Source organism: Nocardioides thalensis, from assembly GCF_013410655.1.
GTDB classification, from domain to species: Bacteria; Actinomycetota; Actinomycetes; order Propionibacteriales; family Nocardioidaceae; genus Nocardioides; species Nocardioides thalensis.
The window spans coordinates 2,678,120-2,703,522 of sequence record NZ_JACCFP010000001.1; the positions used below are offsets into that span (position 1 = coordinate 2,678,120).

The 25,403-nt window shown below is 71.8% G+C and carries 30 protein-coding genes; 11 read left to right on the top strand and 19 right to left on the bottom strand.

Features of this window, described 5'->3' with window-relative positions; translation table 11 throughout:
* Positions 1-58 precede the first annotated feature (58 nt).
* From HNR19_RS13050 to HNR19_RS22790, 5 genes are all read right to left on the bottom strand, one after another.
* A complete protein-coding gene (locus tag HNR19_RS13050; protein ID WP_179668321.1) occupies positions 59-502 on the bottom strand; it encodes a DUF3040 domain-containing protein in 444 nt (147 codons plus the stop codon).
* 151 nt (positions 503-653) lie between these two features.
* Complete coding sequence (dinB, locus tag HNR19_RS13055; protein WP_179668322.1) at positions 654-1,865, bottom strand: DNA polymerase IV; 1,212 nt, start codon at positions 1,863-1,865, stop codon at positions 654-656.
* Positions 1,866-2,114: 249 nt separating this feature from the next.
* A complete protein-coding gene (locus tag HNR19_RS13060; RefSeq protein ID WP_179670249.1) occupies positions 2,115-2,831 on the bottom strand; it encodes a methyltransferase domain-containing protein in 717 nt (238 codons plus the stop codon).
* A gap of 56 nt (positions 2,832-2,887) precedes the next feature.
* Positions 2,888-3,373, bottom strand: coding sequence for an SAV_6107 family HEPN domain-containing protein (locus HNR19_RS13065; RefSeq protein WP_179668323.1), 486 nt, complete (start codon positions 3,371-3,373; stop codon positions 2,888-2,890).
* A 108-nt stretch (positions 3,374-3,481) separates the two neighbouring features.
* On the bottom strand, positions 3,482-3,928 hold the full coding sequence (locus HNR19_RS22790) for a hypothetical protein (protein ID WP_179668324.1): 447 nt from the start codon (positions 3,926-3,928) through the stop codon (positions 3,482-3,484).
* A 52-nt stretch (positions 3,929-3,980) separates the two neighbouring features.
* On the opposite strand from HNR19_RS22790, the gene HNR19_RS22795 reads away from it, so the two are divergent.
* Together HNR19_RS22795 and HNR19_RS22800 are read left to right on the top strand one after the other, a co-directional pair.
* Positions 3,981-4,463: a YbaK/EbsC family protein gene (locus tag HNR19_RS22795; RefSeq protein ID WP_179670251.1), complete on the top strand. Its 483-nt coding sequence runs from the start codon at positions 3,981-3,983 to the stop codon at positions 4,461-4,463.
* Positions 4,463-5,767, top strand: a complete 1,305-nt coding sequence (locus HNR19_RS22800) for a phytoene desaturase family protein (RefSeq protein ID WP_246303511.1) — start codon at positions 4,463-4,465, stop codon at positions 5,765-5,767. Before HNR19_RS22795 ends, HNR19_RS22800 begins: the two co-directional genes overlap by 1 nt.
* 78 nt (positions 5,768-5,845) lie before the next feature.
* On the opposite strand, the gene metF is transcribed toward HNR19_RS22800, so the two are convergent.
* Positions 5,846-6,736, bottom strand: a complete 891-nt coding sequence (gene metF, locus HNR19_RS13085) for a methylenetetrahydrofolate reductase [NAD(P)H] (protein WP_179668325.1) — start codon at positions 6,734-6,736, stop codon at positions 5,846-5,848.
* Between the two features lie 92 nt (positions 6,737-6,828).
* Here metF and HNR19_RS13090 point away from each other — a divergent pair, with 92 nt between their 5' ends.
* On the top strand, positions 6,829-7,917 hold the full coding sequence (locus HNR19_RS13090; RefSeq protein ID WP_179668326.1) for a polyprenyl synthetase family protein: 1,089 nt from the start codon (positions 6,829-6,831) through the stop codon (positions 7,915-7,917).
* Between the two features lie 25 nt (positions 7,918-7,942).
* On the opposite strand, the gene HNR19_RS23215 is transcribed toward HNR19_RS13090, so the two are convergent.
* From HNR19_RS23215 to HNR19_RS13105, 3 genes are read right to left on the bottom strand one after another with little or no spacing between them, the layout of a single operon-like run.
* A complete protein-coding gene (locus tag HNR19_RS23215) occupies positions 7,943-8,353 on the bottom strand; it encodes a barstar family protein (protein WP_179668327.1) in 411 nt (136 codons plus the stop codon).
* A 4-nt stretch (positions 8,354-8,357) separates the two neighbouring features.
* On the bottom strand, positions 8,358-8,921 hold the full coding sequence (locus HNR19_RS22810) for a guanyl-specific ribonuclease (RefSeq protein WP_179668328.1): 564 nt from the start codon (positions 8,919-8,921) through the stop codon (positions 8,358-8,360).
* An 18-nt stretch (positions 8,922-8,939) separates the two neighbouring features.
* Positions 8,940-9,326: an Rv2175c family DNA-binding protein gene (locus HNR19_RS13105; protein ID WP_179668329.1), complete on the bottom strand. Its 387-nt coding sequence runs from the start codon at positions 9,324-9,326 to the stop codon at positions 8,940-8,942.
* A gap of 160 nt (positions 9,327-9,486) precedes the next feature.
* Here HNR19_RS13105 and pknB point away from each other — a divergent pair, with 160 nt between their 5' ends.
* From pknB to HNR19_RS13125, 4 genes are all read left to right on the top strand, one after another.
* Positions 9,487-11,541 (top strand): Stk1 family PASTA domain-containing Ser/Thr kinase, encoded by a 2,055-nt coding sequence (gene pknB, locus HNR19_RS13110; protein WP_343047178.1) that lies wholly within the window; start codon positions 9,487-9,489, stop codon positions 11,539-11,541.
* Positions 11,542-11,613: 72 nt separating this feature from the next.
* On the top strand, positions 11,614-12,480 hold the full coding sequence (locus tag HNR19_RS13115; protein WP_179668330.1) for a deoxyribonuclease IV: 867 nt from the start codon (positions 11,614-11,616) through the stop codon (positions 12,478-12,480).
* Positions 12,481-12,552: 72 nt separating this feature from the next.
* On the top strand, positions 12,553-13,035 hold the full coding sequence (locus tag HNR19_RS13120; protein ID WP_179668331.1) for an SRPBCC family protein: 483 nt from the start codon (positions 12,553-12,555) through the stop codon (positions 13,033-13,035).
* A gap of 78 nt (positions 13,036-13,113) precedes the next feature.
* A complete protein-coding gene (locus tag HNR19_RS13125; protein ID WP_179668332.1) occupies positions 13,114-14,142 on the top strand; it encodes a zinc ribbon domain-containing protein in 1,029 nt (342 codons plus the stop codon).
* On the opposite strand, the gene HNR19_RS13130 is transcribed toward HNR19_RS13125, so the two are convergent.
* Both HNR19_RS13130 and HNR19_RS13135 read right to left on the bottom strand, forming a co-directional pair.
* On the bottom strand, positions 14,126-14,782 hold the full coding sequence (locus HNR19_RS13130; protein WP_179668333.1) for a flavin reductase family protein: 657 nt from the start codon (positions 14,780-14,782) through the stop codon (positions 14,126-14,128). The genes HNR19_RS13125 and HNR19_RS13130 overlap by 17 nt on opposite strands.
* A gap of 51 nt (positions 14,783-14,833) precedes the next feature.
* Positions 14,834-15,160 carry a DMT family transporter gene (locus HNR19_RS13135; protein ID WP_179668334.1) on the bottom strand — a complete coding sequence of 109 codons (327 nt, stop codon included), beginning with the start codon at positions 15,158-15,160 and terminating at the stop codon, positions 14,834-14,836.
* 85 nt (positions 15,161-15,245) lie between these two features.
* On the opposite strand from HNR19_RS13135, the gene HNR19_RS13140 reads away from it, so the two are divergent.
* On the top strand, positions 15,246-15,809 hold the full coding sequence (locus HNR19_RS13140; RefSeq protein WP_179670252.1) for a TetR family transcriptional regulator: 564 nt from the start codon (positions 15,246-15,248) through the stop codon (positions 15,807-15,809).
* Here the strand turns inward: HNR19_RS13140 and HNR19_RS13145 are convergent, their stop codons facing one another.
* Positions 15,810-16,274 carry an SRPBCC family protein gene (locus HNR19_RS13145; RefSeq protein ID WP_179668335.1) on the bottom strand — a complete coding sequence of 155 codons (465 nt, stop codon included), beginning with the start codon at positions 16,272-16,274 and terminating at the stop codon, positions 15,810-15,812.
* Positions 16,275-16,428: 154 nt separating this feature from the next.
* Here HNR19_RS13145 and HNR19_RS13150 point away from each other — a divergent pair, with 154 nt between their 5' ends.
* Both HNR19_RS13150 and HNR19_RS13155 read left to right on the top strand, forming a co-directional pair.
* On the top strand, positions 16,429-16,731 hold the full coding sequence (locus HNR19_RS13150; protein WP_179668336.1) for a hypothetical protein: 303 nt from the start codon (positions 16,429-16,431) through the stop codon (positions 16,729-16,731).
* Positions 16,732-16,826: 95 nt separating this feature from the next.
* Positions 16,827-17,039 (top strand): hypothetical protein, encoded by a 213-nt coding sequence (locus HNR19_RS13155; RefSeq protein ID WP_179668337.1) that lies wholly within the window; start codon positions 16,827-16,829, stop codon positions 17,037-17,039.
* A gap of 59 nt (positions 17,040-17,098) precedes the next feature.
* On the opposite strand, the gene HNR19_RS13160 is transcribed toward HNR19_RS13155, so the two are convergent.
* The 4 genes from HNR19_RS13160 to HNR19_RS13175 form a co-directional block, all read right to left on the bottom strand.
* Complete coding sequence (locus HNR19_RS13160; RefSeq protein ID WP_179668338.1) at positions 17,099-17,773, bottom strand: DUF6928 family protein; 675 nt, start codon at positions 17,771-17,773, stop codon at positions 17,099-17,101.
* Positions 17,774-17,933: 160 nt separating this feature from the next.
* Positions 17,934-18,527 carry a cupredoxin domain-containing protein gene (locus tag HNR19_RS13165; protein WP_179668339.1) on the bottom strand — a complete coding sequence of 198 codons (594 nt, stop codon included), beginning with the start codon at positions 18,525-18,527 and terminating at the stop codon, positions 17,934-17,936.
* Positions 18,528-18,574: 47 nt separating this feature from the next.
* Positions 18,575-19,921 (bottom strand): class II 3-deoxy-7-phosphoheptulonate synthase, encoded by a 1,347-nt coding sequence (locus HNR19_RS13170; RefSeq protein ID WP_179668340.1) that lies wholly within the window; start codon positions 19,919-19,921, stop codon positions 18,575-18,577.
* Between the two features lie 37 nt (positions 19,922-19,958).
* A complete protein-coding gene (locus HNR19_RS13175; protein WP_218910244.1) occupies positions 19,959-20,594 on the bottom strand; it encodes a hypothetical protein in 636 nt (211 codons plus the stop codon).
* Positions 20,595-20,660: 66 nt separating this feature from the next.
* On the opposite strand from HNR19_RS13175, the gene HNR19_RS13180 reads away from it, so the two are divergent.
* The gene (locus HNR19_RS13180; protein WP_179668341.1) at positions 20,661-21,422 is read left to right on the top strand and encodes an endonuclease/exonuclease/phosphatase family protein; all 762 of its coding nucleotides are present in this window, start codon (positions 20,661-20,663) and stop codon (positions 21,420-21,422) included.
* 3 nt (positions 21,423-21,425) lie between these two features.
* Here HNR19_RS13180 and HNR19_RS13185 read toward each other — a convergent pair whose 3' ends face one another.
* From HNR19_RS13185 to HNR19_RS13195, 3 genes are all read right to left on the bottom strand, one after another.
* Complete coding sequence (locus HNR19_RS13185; RefSeq protein WP_179668342.1) at positions 21,426-22,913, bottom strand: APC family permease; 1,488 nt, start codon at positions 22,911-22,913, stop codon at positions 21,426-21,428.
* Between the two features lie 82 nt (positions 22,914-22,995).
* Positions 22,996-24,201, bottom strand: a complete 1,206-nt coding sequence (locus tag HNR19_RS13190) for an amidohydrolase family protein (RefSeq protein ID WP_179668343.1) — start codon at positions 24,199-24,201, stop codon at positions 22,996-22,998.
* A 76-nt stretch (positions 24,202-24,277) separates the two neighbouring features.
* The gene (locus HNR19_RS13195; RefSeq protein WP_179668344.1) at positions 24,278-25,306 is read right to left on the bottom strand and encodes a 6-phosphofructokinase; all 1,029 of its coding nucleotides are present in this window, start codon (positions 25,304-25,306) and stop codon (positions 24,278-24,280) included.
* Positions 25,307-25,403: the final 97 nt, after the last annotated feature.

The following is a 25,403-nucleotide window of genomic DNA, read 5'->3' on the forward strand; positions in this document are numbered from 1 at the left end:
AGCTTGCGAGGGCCCGTGCGGCGAGCGGCGTCGGGCGACACGCTCGGCCAGAATCAAATCAGAACCCGCCGCCCTCGCGGCGGCGACGCCACCGCTCCTCGACGCGCTGCATGAACGAGCCGGAGCCGCGCGACGGGCGGTGGTGGTGGCTGCGCCTGGAGGCCTTGCCGCCCTGGATGACGCCGAAGCCGGACGGGTGGCTGCTCTCGGCGGCGGCAGGCTGCGCACCGGGCCGCTGGCCGCGCAGGGCGCTGAGGGCCACGGTCGCGGAGACGAGCATGATCACGAAGCCGACGATGCCGATCTGCCACCAGCCGCTGATGGCGCCGCCCATGAGGACGGCGATGCCGATCGCGAAACCGAGGCCGGCGAGGATCGCGCGGCGGCGGGCCGCCTGGCGCATCGTGGTGCCGCGCAGGGTGGAGGCGAACTTCGGATCCTCAGCGACGAGGGCGCGCTCCATCTGCTCGAGCAGTCGCAGCTCCTCTTCTGAGAGTGGCACCTGTTCCTCCAAGCGTCCTTCGGTCTTCAACCAAGTGTAGGCAGCCGTCCCCGCCCGCGGTAGACGGTACGGACAAATCGTGTCCGGTTGGGATCGATCATGCCCGGTCGGTGGTGCAGCATGCCTCGTGTGGGCCAGTACCCATCCCCGCTCAGAGCAGGCTGCCCCGCCTGACAGCGGTGTGGCCGAACCTCCCGGTCGCCCGGTCGATCGCCCGGTCGGCGTCGGGCCAGCCGGGGTCGCGCTCGCCGAGGGCGAGCTGGCGGCCGGCCTCGGGCACGCGTCGCCGCAGTCCCTCGACCCGCACGCCGACCAGGCGGACGGCGGGTGGGCGGGACACGTCGGGAGCCCAGTGGCCGAGGGCGTCGAGCAGCAGGACCGCGGTGTCGTAGACGTCCTGGGTGACGTCAGTGGGCTCGGGCAGCTTGCGGGAGCGGCTGATCGTGCGGAAGTCGGAGTAGCGGATCGTGATCGCGACCGTCGTGCCGATCTTGTCGGCTGCGCGGAGCCGCGCGGCCACCCGCGACGACAGCCGCAGCAGCTCGCGAAGGAGGTCGTCGCGGTCGCGCACGTCGGCGGCCAGCGTGTGCTGGGAGCCCATGCTCCCCTCGGGCGTGCCCTCGCCGAACCCCCAGGTGCCGGCGCCGCCGGGGTGCAGCTCGGTGCGGTCGGTGCCCCACACGAGGGAGTGAAGATGGCCGCCGAGATGACGGCCCAGCATCCGGCGCAGCTGGTCGACCGGGAACTTGGCGACGTCGCCGACGGTGATGAGGCCGAGCTTGTGCAGTCGCTCGCGGGTGGACTCCCCCACGCCGTACAGCTCGCCGACGTCGAGCGGGTGCACCATCTCGACGAATCGCTCGGGCGGGATCGTGAGCACCCCGTCGGGCTTCGCGCGCCGGCTCGCCAGCTTGGCGACCGAGACCGAGCGGGCGATGCCCACCGAGCACGGGATGCCGTGCTCGGCGCGGATCCGCGACCGGATCCGCTGGGCGATCGCCTCGGGCGGCCCGAACAGCCGCGCGGCCCCGCGCACGTCGAGGAACGCCTCGTCGAGCGAGACCACCTCGACCACGGGCGTGAAGGAGCGGAACGTCTCACGGATCGCCTTCGAGACCGGCACCAGCAGCTCGAAGTCGGGCGGCATCACGACCGCCTTGGGGCACAGCCGGCGGGCTTCGTAGCCGGACATGCCGGAGCGGACGCCGTAGGCGCGGGCCGGGTAGTTGGCGGCGAGGACGACGCCTCGGTGGCCGCCGCCGACGATGACGGGGACGTGGTGGAGGTCGGGGCGGTCGCGGATCATCACGGAGGCGTAGAAGGCGTCCATGTCGACGTGGAGGAGGTTGGTGGGTTGGGTCATGGCCGGTCGCCCGGGTCCGTGGGTGCCATAGGGCCCGAGGTGGTGGGTGGGTGCTCCGGGCTTGCTCGCTCCGCCGCGCTGCGGCGCTCTGTGGCTGGGCGCCGCGGTGGTCGGGGCGCCGGCGCGTCGTCGCGAAATCGCCCGGATCCCCCACCCACCACCTCGGGTTCTGGCGCCCGCGCGCCCGGCTTCGGCCGGGCGGTCGGGCCGCGGCGGATGCGGTGCTGGGGGTGGTGGTGGGGGTTGGGGTCAGCCGGCGAGGACGTGGAGCTGGGTGGCGAGGGGGAGGAACTCGGGGCGTTCGGCGACGGCGCGCTCGAGGTCGGTGAGGGCGGCGGTGGAGCCGGGCTCGAGATCGAGGACGGAGCCGGGGACGAGGTCGGCGAAGACGCGAACGGCGTGGGTGGCGCGGACGTCGAAGCCGGCGGTGGCGAGGAGGTCGCGCAGCTCGTCGGCGGTGTAGCGGCGGGCGGCGGGGCCGCGGCCGCGGGCCGCGGGAGCGGCGTCGTCGATGAGCTCGTGGGCCTGGTGGAAGTGGCCGGCCATCGCGCGGGCGACGACGGCCGCGTGGCGGTTGGCGACGAGCAGGCTGAGGGTGCCGCCGGGGCGGAGCACCTCGCGGATCCGGGCCAGAGCGTCGGCCGGCTCGACCACCTCGAGGACGCCGTGGCACAGCACGACGTCGGCGCTGTCGGCGCCGACGAGCGCCGGGAGGTCGGAGACGTCGCCCTGGTGTCCGACGACGTCGACACCGGCCTCGCGGGCGCGGCGGCCGAGGGCCGCGAGCGCGTCGGGGCTGGGCTCGACGACGGTGACCCGGTGGCCGCCCTCGGCGATCCGGACGGCGAACCCTCCGGTGCCGCCGCCGATGTCGACGACGTGACGGGCGCCGCCCTCGAGGATCGGGCCGAGGGCATCCCACACGACCGCGGTGCGGGCAGAGCCGCGGCGCTCACCGGTGACCATGGCAGCCACCTTAGGAGACTGCTGAGCACCGCCACGACCGACGCCCCCCAAGCCCGCTAGCCCGCGGCGCGCCCGGCGAGCCGGTTGCCGAGCGGGACGTGCGGCGTCAGGCCGAGCGACTGCTCGACCACCGCGAGGAAGCGGTCGGCCTCCCGCACCAGGTCGTCGGCCTCACGCTCGGTGACCGCACGGGTCGAGCCGGCCTCGGCCGCGGCGCGCTTGGCTGCGCCCGCGGCGAAGTAGACGGCCCACTCGCTGAGCTCGGGCGCGACCTCGGTCAGCAGCACCCACGCGTTGCGCTGCGGGCGGCGCCGCCCGCCCGGTCGGCTGGGCTCGGGCCGCGCTCGCGCAGCGAGCAGCGCGGCGGCGGACCTCAGAGCGGCGACGTGGGCGCACGCGTAGCGGGTGGGCACGTCGCGGGCGCCCACCGCCTCGCTGAGCGATTCTGCCGCCCGCATGAGGTACGAATGCGTGGTCGCGGGCAGGGCGTGCGGCCCCGGCTGGGCGGGTGCTGCGGTCGGCGGGAGGACGGGCTGGTCCATGACGGTTCCCCTTCGTCGTGTTCGAACATTTGTTCGAACACCATCAAGGTACACCGCTCCCCCGACACGACGTCAAGGGTCGTGCCGGAGCCGGGTGCGTCCGCCGTCTCAGTCGTCCTGGTCGTCGTCGCCGGCGCTCAGCGCGAACCGGCGGCTGTCCGGGTGCCAGAGGAACACCACGGTGACAGCGGCGATCGCGGCGGCCGCGATCGCGCTTCCGCGGACCATCGGCGGCGGCCCGGTGCGCACGGTCGCGGCCGTGGACAGGAAGATCCCGATCGACATCAGCGCCAGCGAGTGACGGGCCCAGTTGTGGCCGTGCCGCATCAGCGGGATCAGCGTCAGCGCCGTCAGCGCGACGACGAGGTAGAGCACGAGGATGACGGGCACGAAGTCGACGGGCTGGAGCGCGCTGTCGCCCGAGGGCTCGGGGGCCCAGGCCTCCGCGAGGGTGTCACGGCGTACGACGACCAGGATGCTGACCACCAGGCCGGCCGCCACGAGCAGCCAGAGCAGGTAGCACGCCAGGTCCACCGTTGCCGGTCGCTTCGTCATCCACACCCTCCACTGCAGCCTGTGCCGGCGAGACCCCCGATAGGGTCGGCCCATGTCGGCCGACCACCCCTCGATCACCCTGTTCCGTCAGGAGCACCAGCGTCTCGGCGGGACCGGCGAGATCGTCATTCTGCCCGATGCCGTCCACACCGCCGCACTGGCCGCCGAGGCGCTCGGCTGCGAGGTCGGCGCGATCGCCAACAGCCTGCTCTTCGACGCCGACGGCTCCCCCGTGCTGATCCTGACGTCGGGCTCGCACCGCGTCGACGTGCCCGCCACGGCGGCGCGCATCGGCGTACCGACCCTGAAGCGGGCCAAGCCCGAGTTCGTGCGCGCCCACACCGGTCAGGTGATCGGCGGCGTCTCGCCGTTCGCGCACCCGGCCCCGGTGCCGACGTACCTCGACACCTGGCTGGAGCGGTACGACGTGATCTGGGCCGCCGCGGGTCACCCCGCGGCCGTGTTCTCGACGACCTACGAGGAGCTCCAGAAGCTCACCGGCGCCACCGCGATCAACGTCGAGGCCGACGCCTGATGCGGATCGTCGTCGTCGGCGGCGGCCTCGGAGGTACGGCGGCCGCGGCCCGCCTGGCGAAGCTCGGTCACGAGGTGACCCTGCTCGAGGCGAGCGACCGGCTCGGCGGCGCGCTGGCGCCGGTGAGCCAGGACGGCTTCACGTGGGACGCCGGGCCGACGTACACCCTGCTGCCGGCGGCGCTGCGCGACCTGTTCCGCAAGTCCGGCCGGCCGCTGGAGAACGAGCTCGGCGGCGACCTCGAGCCGCTCACCGTGATCCGCGAGCACCGGTTCGCCGACGGCACCTCCGTCTCGCTGCCCGGCGGCTCGCGCGCCGCGCAGATCGAGGCGTTCGACGCCCTCGACCCGGGGCTCGGCGAGGCCTGGACCAAGCACGTCGACACCTACGCACCCGTCTGGGACCTGCTGCGGCGCAACTACGTCGAGGCACCGTGGGACCGCAAGGATCCCGGCCGCGACCTGCTCTCCCTGTTCAAGACCCGCGAGACGCTGCACAAGCGACTGCGGCGCGACCTGCGCGACGACCGGCTCGGCCTGGTCGCCGCGCACCCGACGGTCGCCGAGGGCCACGACCCCCGCAATGTGCCGGCGTGGGCAGCGGTGCACCTCTACCTCGAGCAGTCCTTCGGCGCGTGGCGGCCGCCCGGCGGCATGGGCCGCATCGCCGAGCTGCTCACCGCGCGGCTCGAGACCCGACGCGTCACCGTGGTCACCGGCACCGAGGCGACCGACCTGGTCGTGCGCGAGGGCAGAGTCGTGGCGGTCGCGACCGCGGCCGGCAGCCACGACGCCGATGCGGTCGTCGTGGCCATCGACCCCCGCTTCCTGCCGACCCTGGAGAAGCACGTCGAGCGCACCATGCCGGCGATCCCCCCGGTGATCACGCACCTCGGGCTGGAGGGCCCGCTCCCCGAGCTGCCGCCGGAGCTGGTGATCCACGCCGACCCGCTGCTGACCATCCGCACCGGCGGCACCGCCCCCGAGGGCCGGACGGCGTGGACGCTGCACGGCCGCGGCAAGCTCGCCGAGGACATGACCGACGCGCTCGCCCGCCACAAGATCGACGTCCGCGAGCAGATCGTCACCCGGGTCGACCTCTCCCCCCGCCAGCAGGTGGAGCAGTGGCGCGGCTCCCCGATGGGCGTGCTGTGGCAGGGCCGGGGCACGATCTTCGACCGGCTCGGCCCGTCCACTCCCGTGCCCGGGGTCTACGTCGCCAGCGCGCACGGCGCGCCCGGCGCGGGCGTGCCGTACGTCGCGCAGTCGGCGGCCCTGGTGGCGCAGCTGATCGGGCCGGCCTAGGTTTCGAGGCTCGTCACTTCGAGGCTCGCAAGCTCGCACCTCAGTACAAGCGCAGCGCTCCTCGCACCTCAACCACCGCTAGACGGTGATCCGGAGGGCCTCGAAGATCTCCAGCGTCGCCTTGGAGCGGTTGAGCGTGTAGAAGTGCAGGCCGGGCGCACCGCCGGCGAGGAGCTCCTCGCAGAGCTCGGCGGCCAGCTTGATGCCCTCGGCGCGGACCGCGGCCGGGTCGCCGTCGTAGGCGCTGATCCGGGCGACGATGTCGTCGGGCACGCTCGTGCCGATGAGCTCGCCCTGGCGGCGGATGGCCGACAGGTTCAGGATCGGCATGATGCCGGGGAGGATCGGGATGTCGACGCCACGGGCACGCACCCGCTCGACGAGACCGAAGTAGTCGGAGGCCCGGAAGAACATCTGGGTGACCGCGAACTCGGCGCCGGCCCGGGCCTTCGCGACGAGCACGTCGGCGTCGTGGTCGAGCGACTCGGCGGACGGGTGCCCCTCCGGGAACGCGGCGACGCCGACGCGGAAGTCGCCGCGACCACGGACGAGCTCGACGAGGTCGACGGCGTAGTTGAGGCCGCCCTCGGTCGGGGTCCACTCGGCACGCGGGCCCTCCTTCGGGTCGCCGCGCAGGGCCATCACGTGGTGCACGCCGACGGCGCCGTAGGAGTCGAGGATCTCCTCGAGCTCCTCCCGGGTGTGGCCCACGCAGGTCAGGTGTGCCATCGGGATGAGCGAGGTCTCCTTGGCGATCCGGCCGGTGATGCCGATCGTCTTGTCACGCGAGCTGCCGCCGGCGCCGTACGTCACGGAGACGAAGGTCGGCTGGTAGGGCTCGAGCGCGCGGATGGCGTTCCAGAGCTGCTCCTCGCCCGCCTCGTCCTTGGGCGGGAAGAACTCGAAGGAGAAGGAGCGATCGCCGGAGCGGATCAGCTCCCCGAGCGAACGTCCGCGACCGGTAGCCATGCCCGGAAGTCTAGGAGCCCGAGACCCCGCAGACCGCAATACGGACCATCCCGCCGGGTGAGGTCCTCCACACGGTCGATAGCCTCGCCGCCATGACGGAGGCGTGGGACGCAGCGGCCCAGCAGGCGTTCCGCGACGGCGTCCAGGCCGAGCTCGATGCGTTCCTCGACCGCCAGGCCGACGTGCTCGCACCGCTCGGGCCCGACGCCGAACGGCTCGTGGCGGGCGCGCGGACCATGGTCTCCGGCGGCAAGCGGTTCCGGGCGGCGTTCTGTCACTGGGGCTACCTCGCCGCCGGCGGCGACGCCGCCGACGAGATCGCCGTACGGCGCGCCGCGGCCTCGCTGGAGCTGCTGCACGCCAGCGCCCTGGTGCACGACGACCTCATGGACGCCTCCGACACCCGCCGTGGCCTGCCCGCCACCCACCGCGCGTTCGAGGCCGAGCACGCAGGCGCCGGCTGGCGCGGCGACGAGGAGCAGTACGGCGCTGCCGCCGCCATCCTGATCGGCGACCTGCTGCTCTCGTGGTCCGACGAGCTGCTGCGCCGCTGCGGCCTGGGCTGGGACCGGGTCGGCCCCACCCTCGAGGTGTTCGACCTGTGCCGCACCGAGGTCATCGCCGGGCAGTTCCTCGACGTCTCGGTGCAGGCACGCGGACGCGCCGACGTGGCGACGGCGATGACCGTCCTGCGCTACAAGTCGGCCAAGTACTCCGTCGAGCGCCCGCTCCACGTCGGGGCGGCACTCGCGGGCGCAGGCGAGGCGCAGCTGGCCGCGCTGACCGACTTCGGCCTGCCCCTCGGCGAGGCGTTCCAGCTGCGCGACGACCTGCTCGGCGTCTACGGCGACCCGGCGACGACCGGCAAGCCCGCCGGCGACGACCTGGTCGAGGGCAAGCGCACCGTGCTGGTGGCGCTGGCGATCGAGGGCGCTCCCGCCGACGAGGCCGCGCGGCTGGACGCCGCTGTCGGCACCGAGCTGACTGAGGCGGAGGTCGAGGACCTGCGCGGCATCATCGACCGCTCCGGCGCGCGCGAGCAGGTCGAGACGATGATCGCGGACCTCGCCGCCCAGGCCGTCGCGGCGCTCGCCGCGGCCCAGCGGGCCGGCACCCTGGACGGGCCGGCGTGCGCCGTGCTGGAGTCGCTCGCCGCGGCCGCGACCCAGCGCGCCCTCTGACGAAGTCAGTCGAGACCAGTCGAGGTCAGTCGAGCGACTCGAGGCCGGTCTCCGGCCCCGGTCCGCGCAGCAGGACCTCGAACGGCGGGCCGCCGTCGCGGTTGCCGAGCACCCGGCACACCTTCTCGAACACCTCGGGCTCCGCGCGGGCCAGGCTCCCCCAGCCCTCCCACAGCAGCACCGTCGGCTCGGCGACGTCGCGCAGGCAGTCGCGCAGGGCGTCGAAGTTGGCGCCGTAGTGGTCGGGGAACGACAGCGCGTCGCCGATGGCGCGCAGCACCTCGCGCTTCTTCTCCAGCGCGACCCCGTCGACGTACCCGAACGTCCAGCCCGCGTGCTCCACGCTGTGGCGCACGTCGGCGACCTCCAGCCCGGAGTGCCAGTGGTGGACGCCGGGACCATGCTTGCCGGCGATGACGGCGGCGAGTCCGCTCATCGACCTACCTCCAGATCCGCTCGAACGACTCGTAGTGGTCCTCGGTCCAGTAGAGCTCGCCCTCCGACCCGGCCACGATGCGCCGGGCGCCCCGGTCGTCGGAGCCGGGCGTCTCGACGGTGTACTCGCTGTAGTAGCCGTCGGGACGGTCGGGCAGCAGCCCCTCGTAATTGCCGAAGGTACTGCCGTCCTTGTCATAGGGGAACGGCCCGCCGGCATCGATCAGGTCGACCGTCTGCGCCGCCTCCGGCGGCAGGTCGCCGAGCGCGACGTAGGGCAGCCCGCTGTCGGGGTCGGTCGCCGGCATGTCGTCCGGCGCCTGCGTCGTCGGGGAGGTCGTCGGGGAGTACGACGGACTGGGGGCGTCCGACGCGGTCGGCTCCGCCTCCGTCGGCGACGGGGTGGGCGTGAGGGTCGGCGCCGGCTCGGCCTCGGCGGTCGCGCTGGTCTCGGGCACCGGCGGCGGCTCCTCCGAGGCGCCCGGCCCGTCGTTGAGCCACCACACCGCCAGGGCCGTGATGACGGCCACGACGGTCGATCCGATTCCGGTCAGCTTCCCCCGAGACATGGCCGTGAGCGTAGTGCGTCAGAAGGCCATGGCCTGCGCCCGCCGCTTCACCTCGGACCCACGGTTCTCGCGCAGCGCGTCGATGGGCCGGCCGGGCAGATCGGCGTCGAGGAACAGCCAGGCGATGCACTCGCGGTCGTCGTACCCGTTGTCGTGCATGAGCGTCAGCAGCCCCGGGAGGCCCTTGACCGGCAGGCCCTCCTCGTCGATGAAGAGGGCGGGCACCATCGGGCGACGCTCGCCGCTCCCGGGGACCGCTGCGGCGAGCTCGTGCTCGCGCACCATCGTGCGGACCTTGGCCGGAGTCACCCCGAGCAGCGCACCCGCGGCGTCCCAGTCCAGCCACTCGTCGACGAGCGCCGCGAGGTCCCGGTCGGCGAGCCGGATGTCGTCGTTGGCGTCCATGGGTCCATCCTCCCCCACCCGGCAGCCACTATGACCCCCGCCTCCGCGCGGCGGCCGTCCACGGCGCGCCGACCGGCCACGAGCGTCCCGCCACGTACCATGAGGCCTTCCGGACACTTCCCCGCCCGGTTCACCGCATGACCGCACAGGAGGGTCGGCTGTGCACGAAGACACGCCTGCGCGCGCGCCCCGGCGCCCCGCCGACGGTGAGCGTGACCCGCTGGTCGGGCGACTCCTCGACGGCCGCTACCGGGTCGGTCCGCGCATCGCCCGGGGCGGGATGGCGTCGGTCTACGAGGCCCACGACATCCGGCTCGACCGCACGGTCGCGGTCAAGATCATGCACGCCGGCCTCGGCGACGCGACGTCGGGCGACGAGGCGTTCGCGATGCGCTTCGTGCGCGAGGCACGCGCCGCCGCGCGACTGTCGCACCCCAACGTGGTGGCGGTCTACGACCAGGGCGGCGACCACGCGGCCGACGGCACGGTCTACCTGGTCATGGAGCTGGTCACCGGCCACACGCTGCGCGACACGATCACCAAGGAAGCGCCGATGTCGCCCGAGCGGGCGCTCGCGATGCTCGACCCGGTGCTCTCCGCGCTCGCGTCGGCCCACCGCACCGGGCTGGTCCACCGCGACGTCAAGCCCGAGAACGTGCTCATCGCCGACGACGGCCGGATCAAGGTCGCCGACTTCGGGCTGGCGAAGGCCGTGAGCGCCGAGACCCAGCACACCGCCACCCAGGGCGTGCTGATCGGCACGGTGTCCTACCTCGCGCCCGAGCTGGTCACCGACGGCAAGGCCGACGCCCGCGCCGACGTCTACGCCGTCGGCGTCATGCTCTACGAGCTCCTCACCGGCACCAAGCCACACACCGGCGAGACGCCGATCCAGGTCGCCTACCGTCACGTGCACCACGACGTGCCGGCACCCTCCGCCACGGTGCCCTCCCTGCCGGCGTACGTCGACGCGCTCGTCGCGCGCGCCACCTGCCGGGACCGCAGCCTCCGCCCGGCCGACGCCGCGGTGCTGCTCCACCACGTGCGCCGGGTGCAGGGCGCGCTCCACGAGGGCGTGCGCGAGGACCCCGAGCTGTTCGCCGACCTGATGCCCGTGGGTGCCCACGCCGGCGCCGACATGACCGGCAGCGAGGTCACCGACGACACCACGCCCGAGCCGATGGACGTGCGGTGGATCGAGGAGCCGGTGCGGCCGCACACGACCGCGCTCGAGGTGCAAGCGCGCCCGCCCGCGCCCGAGCGCGACCGGCCGGCGCCGCCCCCGCCACCCCAGGCCGCACCGGGGCGTCCACGACGCGGCCGTCGCCCGCTCGTCCTGCTCCTGCTCGGCGTGCTCGTCGCCGCGGCGATCGGCGGCGGCGCGTACTGGTACGGCTGGGCCCGCTACACCACGACCCCGAGTGTGCTCGGGCTCGAGAAGACCGCTGCGGAGACAGAGCTGGCCGACGCCGGCCTCTCGGTCGAGTACGGCGACGCGGCGTACTCCGAGAGCGTGCCGAAGGGCGAGGTGATCAGCAGCGAGCCCGGCGCCGGAGAGCGGATCCTGCCCGACGACGTCGTCACCCTGGTGCTGTCGCTCGGCCCGGAGCGCTACGACGTACCGAAGCTCGAGGGCACGACGCTCGACGAGGCCGAGGCCGCGCTGGCCGACGTGCAGTTCGTGGTCGGCAAGGTCAGTGAGAAGTGGTCGGAGACCGTGCCCGAGGGCCAGGTCATCAGCTCCGATCCCGGCTTCGGCACCAAGGCCGGCAAGCGGCTGCCCGTCGACACCGTGGTCGACCTCGTGGTCAGCAAGGGCCGCCAGCCGATCAAGGTCAAGGACTTCACCGGCAAGGACTCCGACAAGGCGATCGATGAGCTGGAGAGTCGCGGGCTCGACGTCGAGGTCGTCGACGAGGAGTACAGCGACGACGTCGACGAGGGCGACGTGATCAGCCAGGACCCGGCCGACGGCAGGCTCTACAAGGGCGACAAGGTCGAGCTCGTCGTCTCGCTCGGTCCCGAGCTGATCGAGGTGCCGCGGGTCTTCTTCGAGTCCACCGACGACGCCGTCGCGATGCTCGAGGATGCCGGCTTCGAGGTCGACGTCGAGCGCGCGCAGATCTACTTCGACGGGTCGCGCGCCTACAGCACCAACCCGCCTGCGGGCGAGATGGTGCCGAAGGGCAGCACCATCACCCTCTACGTCGTCTGACCGTCGCCGCTGGTGGAGGCAGGCCGCCCGCGGCCGAGCCTCGACACGAGGGCGACTAACGTCTGCACAGTCATGCGGAACCCGATCGGCACCCACGTCCTCGTCGGCAAGAACCTGATGGACGGCGCGTTCCGGACGGCCGTCGAGCTCGGCTGCGAGGCGGTGCAGGTCTTCGTCGGCAACCCGCGCGGCTGGGCCCGCTCCCCCGGCAACCCGGCCGTCGACGAGCGGTTCCGCGTCGCGACTGCCGAGGCCGGGATGCGGGTCGTGATCCACACGCCCTACTTGGTGAACCTCGGCTCCCCGACCCCGTCGACGTTCGAGAACTCCGCGGCTCTCGTCGCCCACAACCTGCGCCGCGCCGTGCAGATCGGCGCCGAGGGCGTCGTCGTGCACACCGGGTCCTACGTCGACCCCGATGGCGGCCGCGAGGGCTACGACGCCGCGATGCGCCGGATCCGCGACGCGCTGATGCCGGTGCTCGACGCGCTCGCGCAGGACGCGGCCGCGCCGTACCTCCTGCTGGAGCCGACGGCCGGGCAGGGCCGTTCGCTCTGCGCCGGCGTGGACGACCTCGAGGGCTACCTCGCCGCGCTCGACTTCCATCCGAAGGCCGGGATCTGCCTCGACACCTGTCACGTGTTCGCCGCCGGCGCGCCGCTCGACGAGCCGGGCGGCACCACGGCGACGATCGACCGGGTCGTCGAGATCGGCGGGCCGGGGCGGCTGCGGCTGATCCACGCCAACGACTCCAAGGACGTGCGCGGCGCGTTCAAGGACCGGCACGAGAAGATCGGAGAGGGCCACATCGGCACCGAGGCGTTCGCCGAGCTGCTGGCGCACCCCGCGACCGAGGGCGTGCCGTTCATCCTCGAGACTCCCGGGTCGCGCACCGCCGACGACCCGGACATGGCGCTGTTGAAGGCGCTCCGCGGCTGAGGCTTTGCCTCTGGATCGCGGCGCTCGACAGGAGCATCATGGGTCGTGGGGAGGCGATCCGAGGAGAGCCCCATGGCAGGTCACATCATCTACGTCCACCGGACGATCGCCGCCACGCCCGAGCAGGTGTGGGAGGTCATCACCGACGTCGCCGCGTTCGACCGGATCTTCCGCAGCGTCAGCGACAGCCGGCTGATCAGCGAGGGCCCGTTCGGCGTCGGCACGACCTGGGAGGAGAAGCGCACCCTCTTCGGCCACCACGGGTCCGAGGAGCTGCACGTCGTGGAGTGCGAGGCGCCGCTCTCGCTCGCCGTCGAGACCCGGCTCAAGCACGACGTCGTCCGCACGTCCTACCGCCTGACGCGGTTCGGAGCCGAGAACCGGACGCGGCTCGCGATGACCACGTCGGTCCACATGGAGGAGCGCACTCCGGTCGAGAAGCTCGCCTGGAAGTTCTTCGGCGGGTTCAGCTTCGAGCACACCCACAAGATGCTCGAGCACGACCTCGAGGACGTCGCCGAGGAGGTGCGTCGGCGGGTCGGTGTGGCCGCGTGACGTTTCCGCAACTTCTCACCCTGAGGCCCTGACCCATTACCGTGACCCCTGGTTAGTCACCGACATGGGACCTGGGGCATGGGCTACTGCACGAACTGCGGACACGAGCTCGGCATCGGGCGGTTCTGCACCAACTGCGGACAGCCGATCGCCGGCCGGCACTCGGGCGTGCCCGCATCCCCTGCTCCCGAGCCGGTGACGACACCCGGTACGCCGGCCGCCGCACCTCCCACGGCGCCTGCGCACGCCGTACCTCCTGCGCCGCAGCTGCCGGGTGCCACGCCGCCTCCGGCTCGCTTCCCGCTGTACGCCGACTCGGTGACCGGGCCGAGGCCCAGCGCTCCCCCGCCCCCGCCCACGATGGCGGCCCCGCCGCCGTCCGAGGAGCCCGACGGCGATCGCACTCGGGGCAGCATCGGGTGGCTCGTGGCGATGATCGCCGGGGTGTCAGCGGTCATCGCCGTCGTCGTCGGCCTGGTCATGGTGCTGGACGGCGACTCCGACCGGGCCGCCGACCGAGCCGCACCCGCCAGCTCGATCAAGGAGGACCGCGGCGAGCGCCGCAACGGCGACGGCAGGAAGCCGGACGACGCTCCGGCCCCGTCCGCCGAACCCGGGCCCGTCGGCGACGTCACGCCGCTCATCCGCAAGATCAAGGTGCCCGGCGAGGCTCCCCCGAGCACCGACGCCCAGACCGGCGAGCCGGTCACCTTCGAGGCCGCCCACCTCAACGACGACGACGAGACCACCTGCTGGCGCGTGGCGGGCGACGCGTCCGGAGAGTCCGTGACGGTCACCTTCGACGAGCCCGTCCAGGTGAGCGAGGTCGGGATGGTCAACGGCTACGCCAAGTCCTACCCGGGCTACGACGGCTACGCCCTCAACCGGCGCGTGCTCGCGGTGAGCTGGGTCTTCGACGACGGCACGAGCGTCAGCCAGGAGCTGGGTGACGACCGCGCGATGCAGTCGATGACGGTCCCGCCGACCTGGACGAAGAAGCTGACCATCGAGATCGTCGAGGTCTCGCCCCCGGGCGAGGGACCGCTGGGCAAGGACTACACAGCGATCAGCGAGCTGATGATCTCCGGCGCTACCGCGGCGGAGTGAGGTCCGCGGCTGCCGCCTGGACGCGCCCCGGCATCTCCCACCCGGCCGCGAGCCGCGACGGCACGAGCGGCTGCCCGCCGCCGAAGAAGTCGCAGAACTTCATGATCAGCGGGTCCCACGCCTGCGGGTCGACGTAGTCGGTGCCGGGCAGGCGTACGGCGTCCGCCACGTGCGCGCGCAGCACGTGCACGTGGATCGCGTGCGCGTACGTCCGCTCGTGGCCGATCTCGTAGTGACCGGAGACCCGGCACTCCAGCTGGATCGGGCACTCGGCCACGCGGTCGGGCGCGATCAGGTCGGACGGCGCCGGGGTGAGCCCGGCGGCCTCGAACTTGCGCGGCTCGTAGCGATAGCCGGTCTGCCGCTTGTGCGGCGAGAGCTCCGGCGAGCCGGTGAGAAGCGCGAGCCGGTCGACGTGCTGGACCAGGTCGGAGGAGGCGAGGTTGAGCACGGCCTCGCCGGTGCGGAGCAGGTTGTGGGTGGTCCGCGACGACGCGGCCAGGCCGAGCATCGCGTCCTGCCCGAGCCACCAGGCCGAGGACATCGGCGCCAGGTTGGTGGTGCCGTCGCGGTTGGTGGAGGAGATCAGGACGACGGGCGTGCCGTAGTAGTGGACCTTGAGCGGTACGACGCTGTGCATGCCTCGATCCTGTCGGGCCGAGGCGCGCCGTTCTGGCGGGAATCGGACCCGTCAGTGGGCGCCGTGCAGGTTGAGCACGACCACGCCGACGACGATCATCGCCAGCGCTGCCGCCTTCACCGCGTCCATCGACTCACCGAGCCACATCACGCCGATCACCGCGATGGCGGCGGTGCCCGCCCCCGACCACACCGCGTAGGTCGTGGACACCGGGAGGTGCTGGACGACAAGCGTGAGCAACCAGATCGAGACCGCGTAGCCGCTGATCACCACGACGCTCCAGAACGGGTCGCGGAAGCCCTCGGCGCGCGGCAGCGCCGAGGTGGCGGCGACCTCCGTTGCGATCGCCACGATCAGCAGGCCGAATGCGACGTACATGGGATTTCCTCAGTTCTGTAGCAGTTGCTACAAACGAATGTAGCACTTGCTACAGTAAGATCGAAGCCGAACCGAGGAGCACGCCATCGCCAAGGACCCCCAGCGCCGAGCCGCCTGGACCGAAGCCGCCACCGACTACGTGCTCGAGCACGGCCTGATCGGCCTGAGCCTGCGGCCGCTCGCCGCTGCCCTCGGCACCAGCGACCGGATGCTGATCTACCACTTCGGGTCCAAGGACGAGCTGGTCGTCGACGTCATGCGCTGCTCCAACGACCGGGCCGTCACCCAGATCGCCGCGCTGCCGGCATCCCGCGGGATCCGGGCGGCTGTCGAGGACCTGTGGGCAGCCGTCCAGACCGACCCGACCAACCGGTGCACGCGGATGTACATCCAAGCGGCGGCGCTCGGCCTCCTCGGTCGCGAGCCCTACTCCTCGGCGGTTCGCACGGCCAACGCGGTGTGGATGGCCGCGCTCGTCGCCCACCTGGTCGGCTCCGGCGTCGACCGGCCGATCGCCGAGCGCGCCGCAGCGATGATCGACGCGGCATTCATGGGCTTCCAGCTCGACCAGCCGCTCGACACAGACCCGACGGCCCGGGATCGAGCCGTCGCCGACCTCGGCGTAGCGGTGGCGGCACTCTCGTCCTGATCAGCGGTCGCCTCTTGCGCCGGCCTCGACGATGCGGGCCGCCCGACGGAGGTCGGCACGGATCGCGGGTGGAGCCAGCTGGCGCGTCACCGCCGCCGGTCCGCGCCACAACCCGGCGCCACTGATGGCGACCACGATGCCGAGATCGGTCGCACCGGGGTCGGCAGCCACCGCATCGAAGGTCAAGGTCAGCCGGGCCGTCAGTCCACGCCATCGACCGACCTCGGTCCAGGCACCGGCAGTAGCCCCATCGGCAGCGGGTGGGGTCATCTCGACGATCTCGAGGCGCGGTGCGGCCCCGATCGTCGTGCGATCGATCCAGCGCGTGCCGACGCGTGGCGGCCCGTCTGTGAGCAGCTCCACCGACCGAAGGCTCGACTGCCACTCCGGTCGGTTGCGCGGGTCCGCGAGGTAGTCGAAGGTCGCCCGCGGGGCCGCCGCGATCCGCAGTGTCGTGTCGCTCATCTGCTCGCCTCCCCCGCTCGTGCATCGACCTCATTGGCGTGAAGCTCCTGAGACCGATCGTCCGACCCGTCCACTATCTCGGCGGTGAGGCGACAACCGTTCGGTCTCCCTCGACGTGTACCCGACAACCGGTGAACGACGAAAGGAGTGGGCAATGAGAGCAGCTGCAGCCGGCGCCGCCTTCTTGGGCGTCGTCGTGTTCGGAGCCTGCGGCGCCCACGATGTGGACCTCCGGATGTTCGTCGGGCCGGTCCTCGAGGTCGACGGGGAGCTTGTCTGCATAGGAGCTGACAACGCCACCGGGGAGTGTTTCGTCCAGGACGAACGTACGAGCGACCTCGCAATCGGGGATTGCGTGCGGGTCTCGTACAGGACTGACGTCGGGAAGCCTGGGTTGTCAGTCGAGGATGTCGAGATGGTCGTCGCTGACGCGCATGACGTGTGCACAACCAAGTAGGAATCCAACGGCGCCGACTCATCTGCGTGAGCCGAACGCCCGTCCGATCATGCCGATGAGCGGGCACATCGGCCAGCCTCGTGGGATCGTTCAGCGTGACTCGAACACCTACCTCCGGCGGCACTCCCGGGGTCGCCTACGGCCTGCTTGGGGCGATCCTGCTCGGGATCGGCGGCGCGATGCTAGAAGACGCCATGGGCAGCGACTGGTTGACATTCTTCGGCGTCACGTCACTCGGCGCGGGTCTTGTGGGGATCATCGCTGGCGGTGTCGCCCTCGGAACGCAGGCGCTCACCCGCCGCGACTGACCTTGTCTGCCGTCCGCTCACGCCGCATTGAGGTCGGAACGCCGGAGGCGTGCTGTGGGTCAGCCGCGGCCGAAAAGTCTCCGCTTGCGAGCCTCGGCTGTCAGGCGGAAACCGGCCAGCGTGATGTCGAAGGGATCGGCGGAGTCGTCGTCCGGCATGTCCTCGTAGCCCTCGAACACGAAACCGAAGAGATTGTCGAGGGCAGCCTCGGCAAGCTCAAGTGGATGAAACGGAAACGGGTATTCCTCGTCCTCCTCATCCTCGATGGCGGGGTACTCGCCGGCCCAGAAGGGTTGCTCGAAGCTGAGGTGTTCGCCGACGTCCTCGATGAGCTCTTCGTTCCCACCGCTGAGACTCAAGGATCGCCGCAACTGGCCCCCTGGGCCCCACACCCCAAGTGCAAACCAATCGACGACGCTGTGCATTGCATGCACGTACACCGTGCGGTCCGCTCCCTCGGCGAGGAAGCGGGCATCGATATCGGAGGGCCGGTCCAACGCAACGGCGCTCGTGCACACGATCGTCATTCGTGGCCAGACGGCCGCGTACACCATGTCGTCGTCAGGACTGGCATGTTCGGCGAGCGTCCCGTCGGCGGCGGAGACAACCGTGTGACCTGCGAACAGCCTTCGGATCAGCGCCTCGGTGGCGGCGCGGTCGATCTCAGGTCGTGTCGCGAGCAGACTCGAGACGTCGCCGTCGGCGTAGCAAACGAACCAATCCTTGGCCCCCATGAGCGCGACCCTATCGATCCTCCGAGGATGTGAGGGCCGAGATTCGCCCGCACCTGCCGCTGTCGACGGAGAGCGCACGAATGCCGCTTCGGGGGCGAAGCCGCTACCGAGGTCCTGATCCTGCTGGTGCCTATCGTCTCCGTCGGCAGATGAGCCCGGGTCAGTCGATCGCCAGCGTCCGCATCGGCGACCACGACGACTCGTCCTCGTCGACCAGGTTCGATGTACGCGCCCGCACGACGTAGCGGCCGTCACGCGTCGGGTTGAACAGGCCGGTCGCCTTCGCGGTGTCGGTGCGGAGGCTCCGCCAGGTGCTGGTGCCGCTGCGCTTGTATTGGACGTCGTACGCCAGGCCCTCGGGAGCGACGCCTGTGGCCCACCGCAGCTTCCAGCCGTCGATCTTGGAGCCGCCGGTGACCTTGAACGGGACGACGACCTTGGCCTTCATGTGCGGGTGCGGCGTGCAGTGGTAGGGGAATGTCCCGGCCGACCCGAACGTGAGCGACCACTCGCCGCCGCTCGAGTGCGAGCCGCTGTCCCAGAAGCCCTGGTCGGACGTCGCGGTGTGGGGCGTCGGGTCCTCGAACACCCACGTGACGGACTCTCCGAGGCCGACCGACACGGCCGACGGCGAGAACGTCATGCTCGCGACGGTGACCGTCGTCGATCCCCCAGCCGCGACCGGTGCGGGCGGAGCCGCGGTGCTCAGCAGCGCGGTTGCGAGGACGACGACGAGAAGACGGACCACCCGCATGGCAGCAGGCTAGGCCCGATCGGGCCGCCCGGGCCCGATCTTTCGGCTCAGGACTTCCGGAGCATCTCCGCGACCTGGAACGCCATCTCCAGCGACTGCACACGGTTGAGGCGCGGGTCGACCACCGACTCGTAGCGGTGGGCGAGGCCGTGCTCGTCGAGCTCCTCGCCGCCGCCGATGACCTCAGTGACGTCGTCGCCGGTGTTCTCGACGAGCATCCCGCCGGGCACCGTGCCGAGCGCGCGGTGCACGTCGAAGAAGCCCTGGATCTCGCCGAGCACGTCCTCGAAGCGTCGGGTCTTGTAGCCCGTGGACGCCTCGAAGGTGTTGCCGTGCATCGGGTCGCAGATCCAGGTCACGTCGACGCCCTCGGCGGTGACCTTCTCGACCAGCGGCGGCAGCCCGTCGCGGACCTTCTCGGCCCCGAACCGGGTGATGAACGTGAGCCGGCCGGGCTCGTTGGCGGGGTTCAGGGTCCGGGCCAGGGCCAGCGCGTCGTCAGCCGTGGCCGTCGGGCCGAGCTTGCAGCCGATGGGGTTGCGGATGTGGCGGAAGTACTCGACGTGCGCGCCGTCGAGCTGGCGGGTGCGCTCGCCGATCCAGACGAAGTGGCCCGAGACGTTGTAGGGCTGCTCGGTGCGCGAGTCGATGCGCGTCATCGCGTGCTCGTACTCGAGCAGCAGCGCCTCGTGGCTGGAGTAGAAGTCGACCCGGTGGAACTCGTCGGGGTCGGCGCCGATCGCCTGCATGAACGTCAGCGCGCGGTCGATCTCGGCCGCCATCGCCTCGTAGTGCTGGCCCACGGGCGAGTTGCGCACGAACTCGGAGTTCCAGGCGTGCACCTGGCGCAGGTCGGCGTAGCCGCCGGTGGTGAACGCCCGCACGAGGTTCAGCGTGGACGCGGACGCGTGGTAGACCTCGAGCAGCCGCTGCGGGTCGGGGATGCGCGACTCGGGGGTGAACTCGAAGCCGTTGACGGCGTCACCGCGGTAGGCCGGCAGGGTGACCTGCTCGCCGTCGATCACGCGGGTCTCGGAGTCGCTGGACCGCGGCTTGGCGTACTGCCCGGCGAGGCGTCCGACCTTCACCACGGGCACCGACGCCGCGTAGGTCAGCACCACGGCCATCTGGAGCAGCACCCGCAGCTTGTTGCGGGTGTTGTCGGCGGTCGCGCCCGCGAACGTCTCGGCGCAGTCGCCGCCCTGGAGCAGGAAGGCCTCCCCGCGGCCGGCGGCCGCGATCTTCTCCTTCAGCTCGTCGCACTCCCCCGCAAACACCAGCGGGGGAAGCGTGCGCAGTCGGTCGACGGCCGCGGCGAGGGCCGCCGGGTCGCCGTACGACGGCTGCTGCTTCGCGCCGATGGCGTGCAACTGCTCGAGGGAAGGAATGCTCACCGGACAAGGGTACGGCGCACCGCGCTCCCCCGCCGATTCACGCCCCTGCGATGGACTCCACCCGCGCCGTCCGCGGCGCGTCGAGGGGAATGGGGCTGCCCTCGCCGAGGATGCCCAGCAGGTCGAGCAGGTAGAGGAACGCGACGGCGAACGGGTTGTCCCGGGTCTGCTCCGCCACGTAGGTCCAGTCGACCTGCTCGCGCACGGCGCGGGCGACCGGCAGGATCCGGCCGAAGTCGCAGGCGTGCTCCTCGAGCGCGCCGAGCTTGTCGGACATCAGCACCGTCGTCGACTGCACCGGCATCAGCACGGACTCGACCTCGATCTGGTCGACGTCCTCGAAGCGCGCGCGGTCGATCGGCTCGCTGCCCGCCCGGTGGATGACGTCGACCATCGCGTCGTCGACGTAGACCTTGAACAGCCAGTCCTCGGGCGGCTGCACGACCTCGAGGCCGCGGTCGGCGAGCAGGTCCTTGGCGCGGGCGGCGTCCTCCTCGGCGATCATGAAGTCGACGTCGTGGTCGGGCTCGGGTCCGCCGTGCGCCCACAGGCCGTAGCTGCCGGCCAGGGCGAACGGCAGCTCGCCCTCCTTCAAGGCGACGGCGACCAGCTTGAGGGCCTCCCGCAGGCCGTGCTGGAGGTGACCGTTGGTTCCGTTGGATGCTTCGCTCATGGTGCTCGGGAAGTACCCCCGGTCCGGGCGGGCATGCAGACCGGTCCGGCGGGTACCGCGCAACCGATGCGGCTGGTGACCTTCAACATCCTCAACGGGCGCTCCCTCCACGACCACGAGGTCGACGTGGCCGTCCTGACGGCGGCGATCAAGGAGCTGGACCCCGACGTGCTCGCTCTCCAGGAGGTCGACCGCAACCAGCCCCGCTCCCAGCGGGCCGACCTGACCGCGGTGGCCGCCGACGCGATGGACGCACCCCATCACCGCTTCGTCGCGGCGCTGCACGGCAGTCCCGGCGCCACCTGGACGGCAGCCACCGGCGAGCTCCAGCCGGACGCCGCGGCGTACGGCATCGCGCTGCTGAGCCGCTACCCCGTGTCGGGCTGGCAGGTCGTGCAGCTGCCGGCGATCCCGGTGCCGGTGCCGATGCGGTTCCGCGGCCAGCTGCTGCCCACGCTCGTGCGGGACGAGCCACGGGTCGCGGTCGCCGCCGAGATCGAGTCGCCGCTGGGCGCGGTCACCGTCGCGACCACGCACCTGTCCTTCGTCGACTGGTGGAACGGCCGGCAGCTGCGCCACCTGCGCGCCGCCACGTGCGACGTGCGCCGCCCGCTGCTGCTGACCGGCGACCTCAACATGGGTCCGGAGCGCGCCGAGCGCATCACCGGGATGCGGTCGCTCGCCACCCACCCCACGTTCCCGGCGGACGCGCCCGTCGAGCAGCTCGACCACGTGCTGGCCGAGCCCGACCTGGTGGCGCGCTCAGCGGCGTACGAGATGCCGCTGAGCGACCACCGCGCCCTCGTGGTCGACCTCGACTCGCTGTAGCCGTCAGCGCGGGTCGTCGGTCGGGTCGATGTCCATGTGGTCGATGTCGCTGAAGTGCGGCGGCTCGTCGTCCTTGTTGGTCACCCGGTTGAGGAGCCAGGTCACCAGCCACAGGCCCACGCCGATCGCCATCAGGCCGCCCGCGATCTTGTAGACGATCCCGTCGCGGTCCACCCACGGCCCCGCGAGGTAGAGGCAGAGGACCGCCGCGAGGGGCGGGAGCCACACCGGAGCCGTGAAGAACGTCTTGTCGTGGTCGGCCCGCTTGCTCTTCAGGACCGAGCACGCGATGTTGACGATGGCGAAGACGCACAGGAGCAGGAGCGCCGTGGTGCTGCCGAGGTTGATGACGATGTTGCTGTCCGGGTCGCTGGTCACGTACCAGATCAGCAGGATCGCGAGGAGCGTCGTGAACCCGATCGCCACCCAGGGCGTACGCCGCCGAGGCAGCACCGTTCCGAGCTGCTTCGGGAGCACCCGCTGCTTGGCCATGCCGTAGATGAGCCGGCTGGCCATGAGCATGTTGATCAGCGCGGTGTTGGCGACGGCGAAGACCACCAGGAACGGGAAGACCTTCTCGACCGGCAGGTCGGAGCCCTCGTCGACGACCGTGACCAGGGCGCGACCACCCTCCTCGTAGATCGTCGTCGCGCGCTCCGGGCCGATGACCGAGATCACCGCGACGGCGACGAGCATGTAGAGCACGACCGCGATGCCGAGCCCGAGGAACATCGTGCGCGGGAAGATGCGCTCCGGCTCCTTGGTCTCCTCGACCATGTTGACGGAGTCCTCGAACCCGACCATCGCGAAGAACGCCACCGAGGTGGCGGCGGTGACCGCGAACAGCAGGCCCAGGTCGGAGCCGTCCTGGAAGTCGACCAGCTCGCTCATGTCGGCGTCGCCCTGGGCGATCACCGAGAACCCGATGCCGATGACGATGCACAGCGCGGTCGCCTCGACGAGCGTCAGCACGATGTTGAACTTCACGCTCTCGCCGACGCCGCGCAGGTTGATGATCGCCAGCAGGACGATGAAGGCCATCGCGACGAGCGTGATGGTGGCCTCGCTCGGAGCGTCGGACCACCCGTTGGCCTCGAGACCGGCGTAGAGGTTCTGCGACAGCGTCGCGGCGGACGTGGACGCGCTGGTGATGCCCGAGCACGCGACCGCGAACGCCACGATGAAGGTGAGGAAGTGGACGCCGAACGCCTTGTGCGTGTACAGGGCCGCTCCCGCAGCTGCGGGGTACTTCGTCACGAGCTCCAGGTAGGAGAACGCGGTCATCGTGGCGACGACGAAGGCGAGAAGGAACGGCAGCCAGAGCAGGCCGCCGACGTAGCCGGCCATCTGTCCGGTGACGGCGTAGACGCCGGCGCCGAGGATGTCTCCGACGATGAAGAGGAGCAGGAGCCGGGGACCCATCACCCGCTTGAGCTCCGGCTGGTCGTGGGACCCGGTGGATCCCCCGACGTCCGTGGTGGAGGAGGTCATGGGGCCGTCCCCTTCCCGAGTAGAAGTGCGCTGGCCCGATCACCTTCTCTCATCGGCGCCCGCGAAGCGAGGACCTCGACCCTCAGAGCGACACGCGGGCACCGCGGACGAACACGTCGACCGGGCGGCCGAGGGCTGCCATGTCGTCGCGCACGTCGCCGTCGACGACCAGCACGTCCGCGGAGAGGCCCGGCCGTAGGACGCCGGTGACGTCGTCGACGCCGCAGGCGCGCGCCGCGGCGGACGTGCCGGCCGCGAGCGCGTCAGCCACCGGCCAGCCGGCGACGACGAGGTCCTTCACCGCGAGCCATGCGTTGCCGTGTGCCTTCAGCGGCATCGCGCCGGCGTCGACACCCGGCACCACCCAGACGCCGTGCTCCCGCATCCGGCCGAGGTCGGCGTACCGCTGGGCGAAGAACTCCATGATGTCGAGGCCGAGGCAGTCCATCACCTCGCGCACCTGCGGCGGTGGCGGCGGCAGTGTGTCGACCAGGGAGAAGTCGTTGCCCATGGTCGGGTCGGCCTGTACGCCGGCCGCGGCCACCCGGTCGAGCAGGTCGTCGCTGAGCACCGACCCGTCCTCGCAGATGCCCGTGAAGTGCTCGATGCTGTCCACGCCGCCGGCGAGCGCGGCCTCGATGCCGGCGACGGAGTGGGCGTGCGCGACCGCGGGAAGACCGGCGGCGTGGGCGGCGTCGACGAGCACGCTGATGTCGTCCGCGAGGTACTGCGCGCCGAGCATGTCGGTGCCGGGCGTCAGGAAGCCGCCACTGGCCATGACCTTGATCGCGTCGACGCCGCGATCGACGTGCTCCGCGACCGCGTCGCGCAGGGCGCCGGGCTCCGGCGGCGCCGTACAGCCGAGGAAGTGGCAGTGGCCGCCGGGGATCGTGACCGGCGGACCGGCGGCGACCACGCGCGGCTGCCCGATCGCCGCGGCGCGGAACGCAAGGGTGCGGTAGGAGCGGTCGCCGAGGTCGCGGACCGTCGTCACGCCGTGGGCCGCCTGGGCCTGCAGGGAGCGCTCGATCTCCGCGTCGATCTCGGCGTCGGTCGCGGTGCCGGCGCGTTCGAGCGACCCGACCGAGCCGTCACTGACGAGGTGGACGTGCGCGTCGACCAGGCCGGGAAGGACCGTCCCGTCGTAGGTCGTGACCGGACAGTCGGCCGGCACGTCGTACGACGCCGGCTCCACCCCCACGATGGAACCGGCGTCGACGAGCACCGTGGCGCCGCCGGACAGGAACCGGTGGCCGTCGAAGACCACGTCGGACCGGAGCGCGTGCATGCGATCAGTGCATACCCCGCGGCGGCGCCGGGCCAGGGTGTCGGCGCAGTGTTGCGACCGGGTTGAGACCCGGCCCTCAGCCGAAGAAGACCTGCGCCTCCGCGTACTCGGCCGGGCTGACGACCTTGAGCTCGCCGGTGCCCTCGATCAGCGGCACACGCACGATGTCGGTGCCGCGCAGGGCGACCATCACGCCGTACTCGCCGTCGGCGACGGCGCCGATCGCCTGGAGGCCGAACCGGGTGGCGAGCCAGCGGTCGAACGCGGTCGGCGTGCCGCCGCGCTGGATGTGACCGAGCACGACCGCGCGGGCCTCCTTGCCGGTGCGCTGCTCGATCTCCTTGGCCAGGCGGTCGCCGATGCCGCCGAGCCGCACGTGGCCGAACGCGTCCTTCTCGCCGCTCTGCAGCGTCATGCCCGAGCCGTCGGCCGGGAGCGCGCCCTCCGACACGACGATGATCGGGGCGTACTGGGTCTGGAACCGGGTCTCCACGTGGTCGCAGACGGCCTCGATGTCGAACGGCTGCTCCGGGATGAGCACGGCGGACGCGCCGCCCGCGATGCCCGCGTGCAGGGCGATCCACCCCGCGTGGCGGCCCATCACCTCGACGACGAGCACGCGGTGGTGCGACTCGGCCGTGGTGTGCAGCCGGTCGATCGCCTCGGTGGCGATGTTGACCGCGGTGTCGAAGCCGAACGTGAAGTCGGTGCCGGAGAGGTCGTTGTCGATGGTCTTGGGCACCCCGACGACGTTGACGCCGAGGTCGGCGAGCTTGGTGGCGACGCCGAGGGTGTCCTCGCCGCCGATCGCGACCAGCGCGTCGACGCCGGCCGCCTTGAGGTTGTCGGTGATCTTCTGGACGCCGTCGTCGACCTTGAACGGGTTGGTGCGCGAGGAGCCGAGGATGGTCCCGCCGCGCGGCAGGATGCCGCGGCACTGCTGGATCCCGAGCTCCATGGTGTGGCCCTCGAGCGGACCGCGCCAGCCGTCGCGGAAGCCGACGAAGTCGAACCCGAACTCCTTCACTCCCCTGCGGACCACCGCGCGGATGACCGCGTTGAGCCCCGGGCAGTCGCCCCCACCGGTCAGCACGCCGACGCGCATGTCTCTCCCACTCTCGCTCGCCCAGCCTTGGATCGATCAACCGTGGTCGACCCTAGCGTGACGATGTGAGCCGGGTCACCGGCGAATATGACCGGTG

Excerpts from the sequence above, each read along its gene's own strand:
- dinB (WP_179668322.1), bottom strand. The coding sequence starts at position 1,865 with ATGACCCAACCCACCAACCTCCTCCACGTCGACATGGACGCCTTCTAC.
- HNR19_RS13060 (WP_179670249.1), bottom strand. The coding sequence starts at position 2,831 with ATGGTCACCGGTGAGCGCCGCGGCTCTGCCCGCACCGCGGTCGTGTGG.
- HNR19_RS13065 (WP_179668323.1), bottom strand. The coding sequence starts at position 3,373 with ATGGACCAGCCCGTCCTCCCGCCGACCGCAGCACCCGCCCAGCCGGGG.
- HNR19_RS22790 (WP_179668324.1), bottom strand. The coding sequence starts at position 3,928 with ATGACGAAGCGACCGGCAACGGTGGACCTGGCGTGCTACCTGCTCTGG.
- HNR19_RS22795 (WP_179670251.1), top strand. The coding sequence starts at position 3,981 with ATGTCGGCCGACCACCCCTCGATCACCCTGTTCCGTCAGGAGCACCAG.
- HNR19_RS22800 (WP_246303511.1), top strand. The coding sequence starts at position 4,463 with ATGCGGATCGTCGTCGTCGGCGGCGGCCTCGGAGGTACGGCGGCCGCG.
- metF (WP_179668325.1), bottom strand. The coding sequence starts at position 6,736 with ATGGCTACCGGTCGCGGACGTTCGCTCGGGGAGCTGATCCGCTCCGGC.
- HNR19_RS13090 (WP_179668326.1), top strand. The coding sequence starts at position 6,829 with ATGACGGAGGCGTGGGACGCAGCGGCCCAGCAGGCGTTCCGCGACGGC.
- HNR19_RS23215 (WP_179668327.1), bottom strand. The coding sequence starts at position 8,353 with ATGAGCGGACTCGCCGCCGTCATCGCCGGCAAGCATGGTCCCGGCGTC.
- HNR19_RS22810 (WP_179668328.1), bottom strand. The coding sequence starts at position 8,921 with ATGTCTCGGGGGAAGCTGACCGGAATCGGATCGACCGTCGTGGCCGTC.
- HNR19_RS13105 (WP_179668329.1), bottom strand. The coding sequence starts at position 9,326 with ATGGACGCCAACGACGACATCCGGCTCGCCGACCGGGACCTCGCGGCG.
- HNR19_RS13115 (WP_179668330.1), top strand. The coding sequence starts at position 11,614 with ATGCGGAACCCGATCGGCACCCACGTCCTCGTCGGCAAGAACCTGATG.
- HNR19_RS13120 (WP_179668331.1), top strand. The coding sequence starts at position 12,553 with ATGGCAGGTCACATCATCTACGTCCACCGGACGATCGCCGCCACGCCC.
- HNR19_RS13125 (WP_179668332.1), top strand. The coding sequence starts at position 13,114 with ATGGGCTACTGCACGAACTGCGGACACGAGCTCGGCATCGGGCGGTTC.
- HNR19_RS13130 (WP_179668333.1), bottom strand. The coding sequence starts at position 14,782 with ATGCACAGCGTCGTACCGCTCAAGGTCCACTACTACGGCACGCCCGTC.
- HNR19_RS13135 (WP_179668334.1), bottom strand. The coding sequence starts at position 15,160 with ATGTACGTCGCATTCGGCCTGCTGATCGTGGCGATCGCAACGGAGGTC.
- HNR19_RS13145 (WP_179668335.1), bottom strand. The coding sequence starts at position 16,274 with ATGAGCGACACGACACTGCGGATCGCGGCGGCCCCGCGGGCGACCTTC.
- HNR19_RS13150 (WP_179668336.1), top strand. The coding sequence starts at position 16,429 with ATGAGAGCAGCTGCAGCCGGCGCCGCCTTCTTGGGCGTCGTCGTGTTC.
- HNR19_RS13160 (WP_179668338.1), bottom strand. The coding sequence starts at position 17,773 with ATGGGGGCCAAGGATTGGTTCGTTTGCTACGCCGACGGCGACGTCTCG.
- HNR19_RS13165 (WP_179668339.1), bottom strand. The coding sequence starts at position 18,527 with ATGCGGGTGGTCCGTCTTCTCGTCGTCGTCCTCGCAACCGCGCTGCTG.
- HNR19_RS13175 (WP_218910244.1), bottom strand. The coding sequence starts at position 20,594 with ATGAGCGAAGCATCCAACGGAACCAACGGTCACCTCCAGCACGGCCTG.
- HNR19_RS13180 (WP_179668341.1), top strand. The coding sequence starts at position 20,661 with ATGCGGCTGGTGACCTTCAACATCCTCAACGGGCGCTCCCTCCACGAC.
- HNR19_RS13185 (WP_179668342.1), bottom strand. The coding sequence starts at position 22,913 with ATGACCTCCTCCACCACGGACGTCGGGGGATCCACCGGGTCCCACGAC.
- HNR19_RS13190 (WP_179668343.1), bottom strand. The coding sequence starts at position 24,201 with ATGCACGCGCTCCGGTCCGACGTGGTCTTCGACGGCCACCGGTTCCTG.
- HNR19_RS13195 (WP_179668344.1), bottom strand. The coding sequence starts at position 25,306 with ATGCGCGTCGGCGTGCTGACCGGTGGGGGCGACTGCCCGGGGCTCAAC.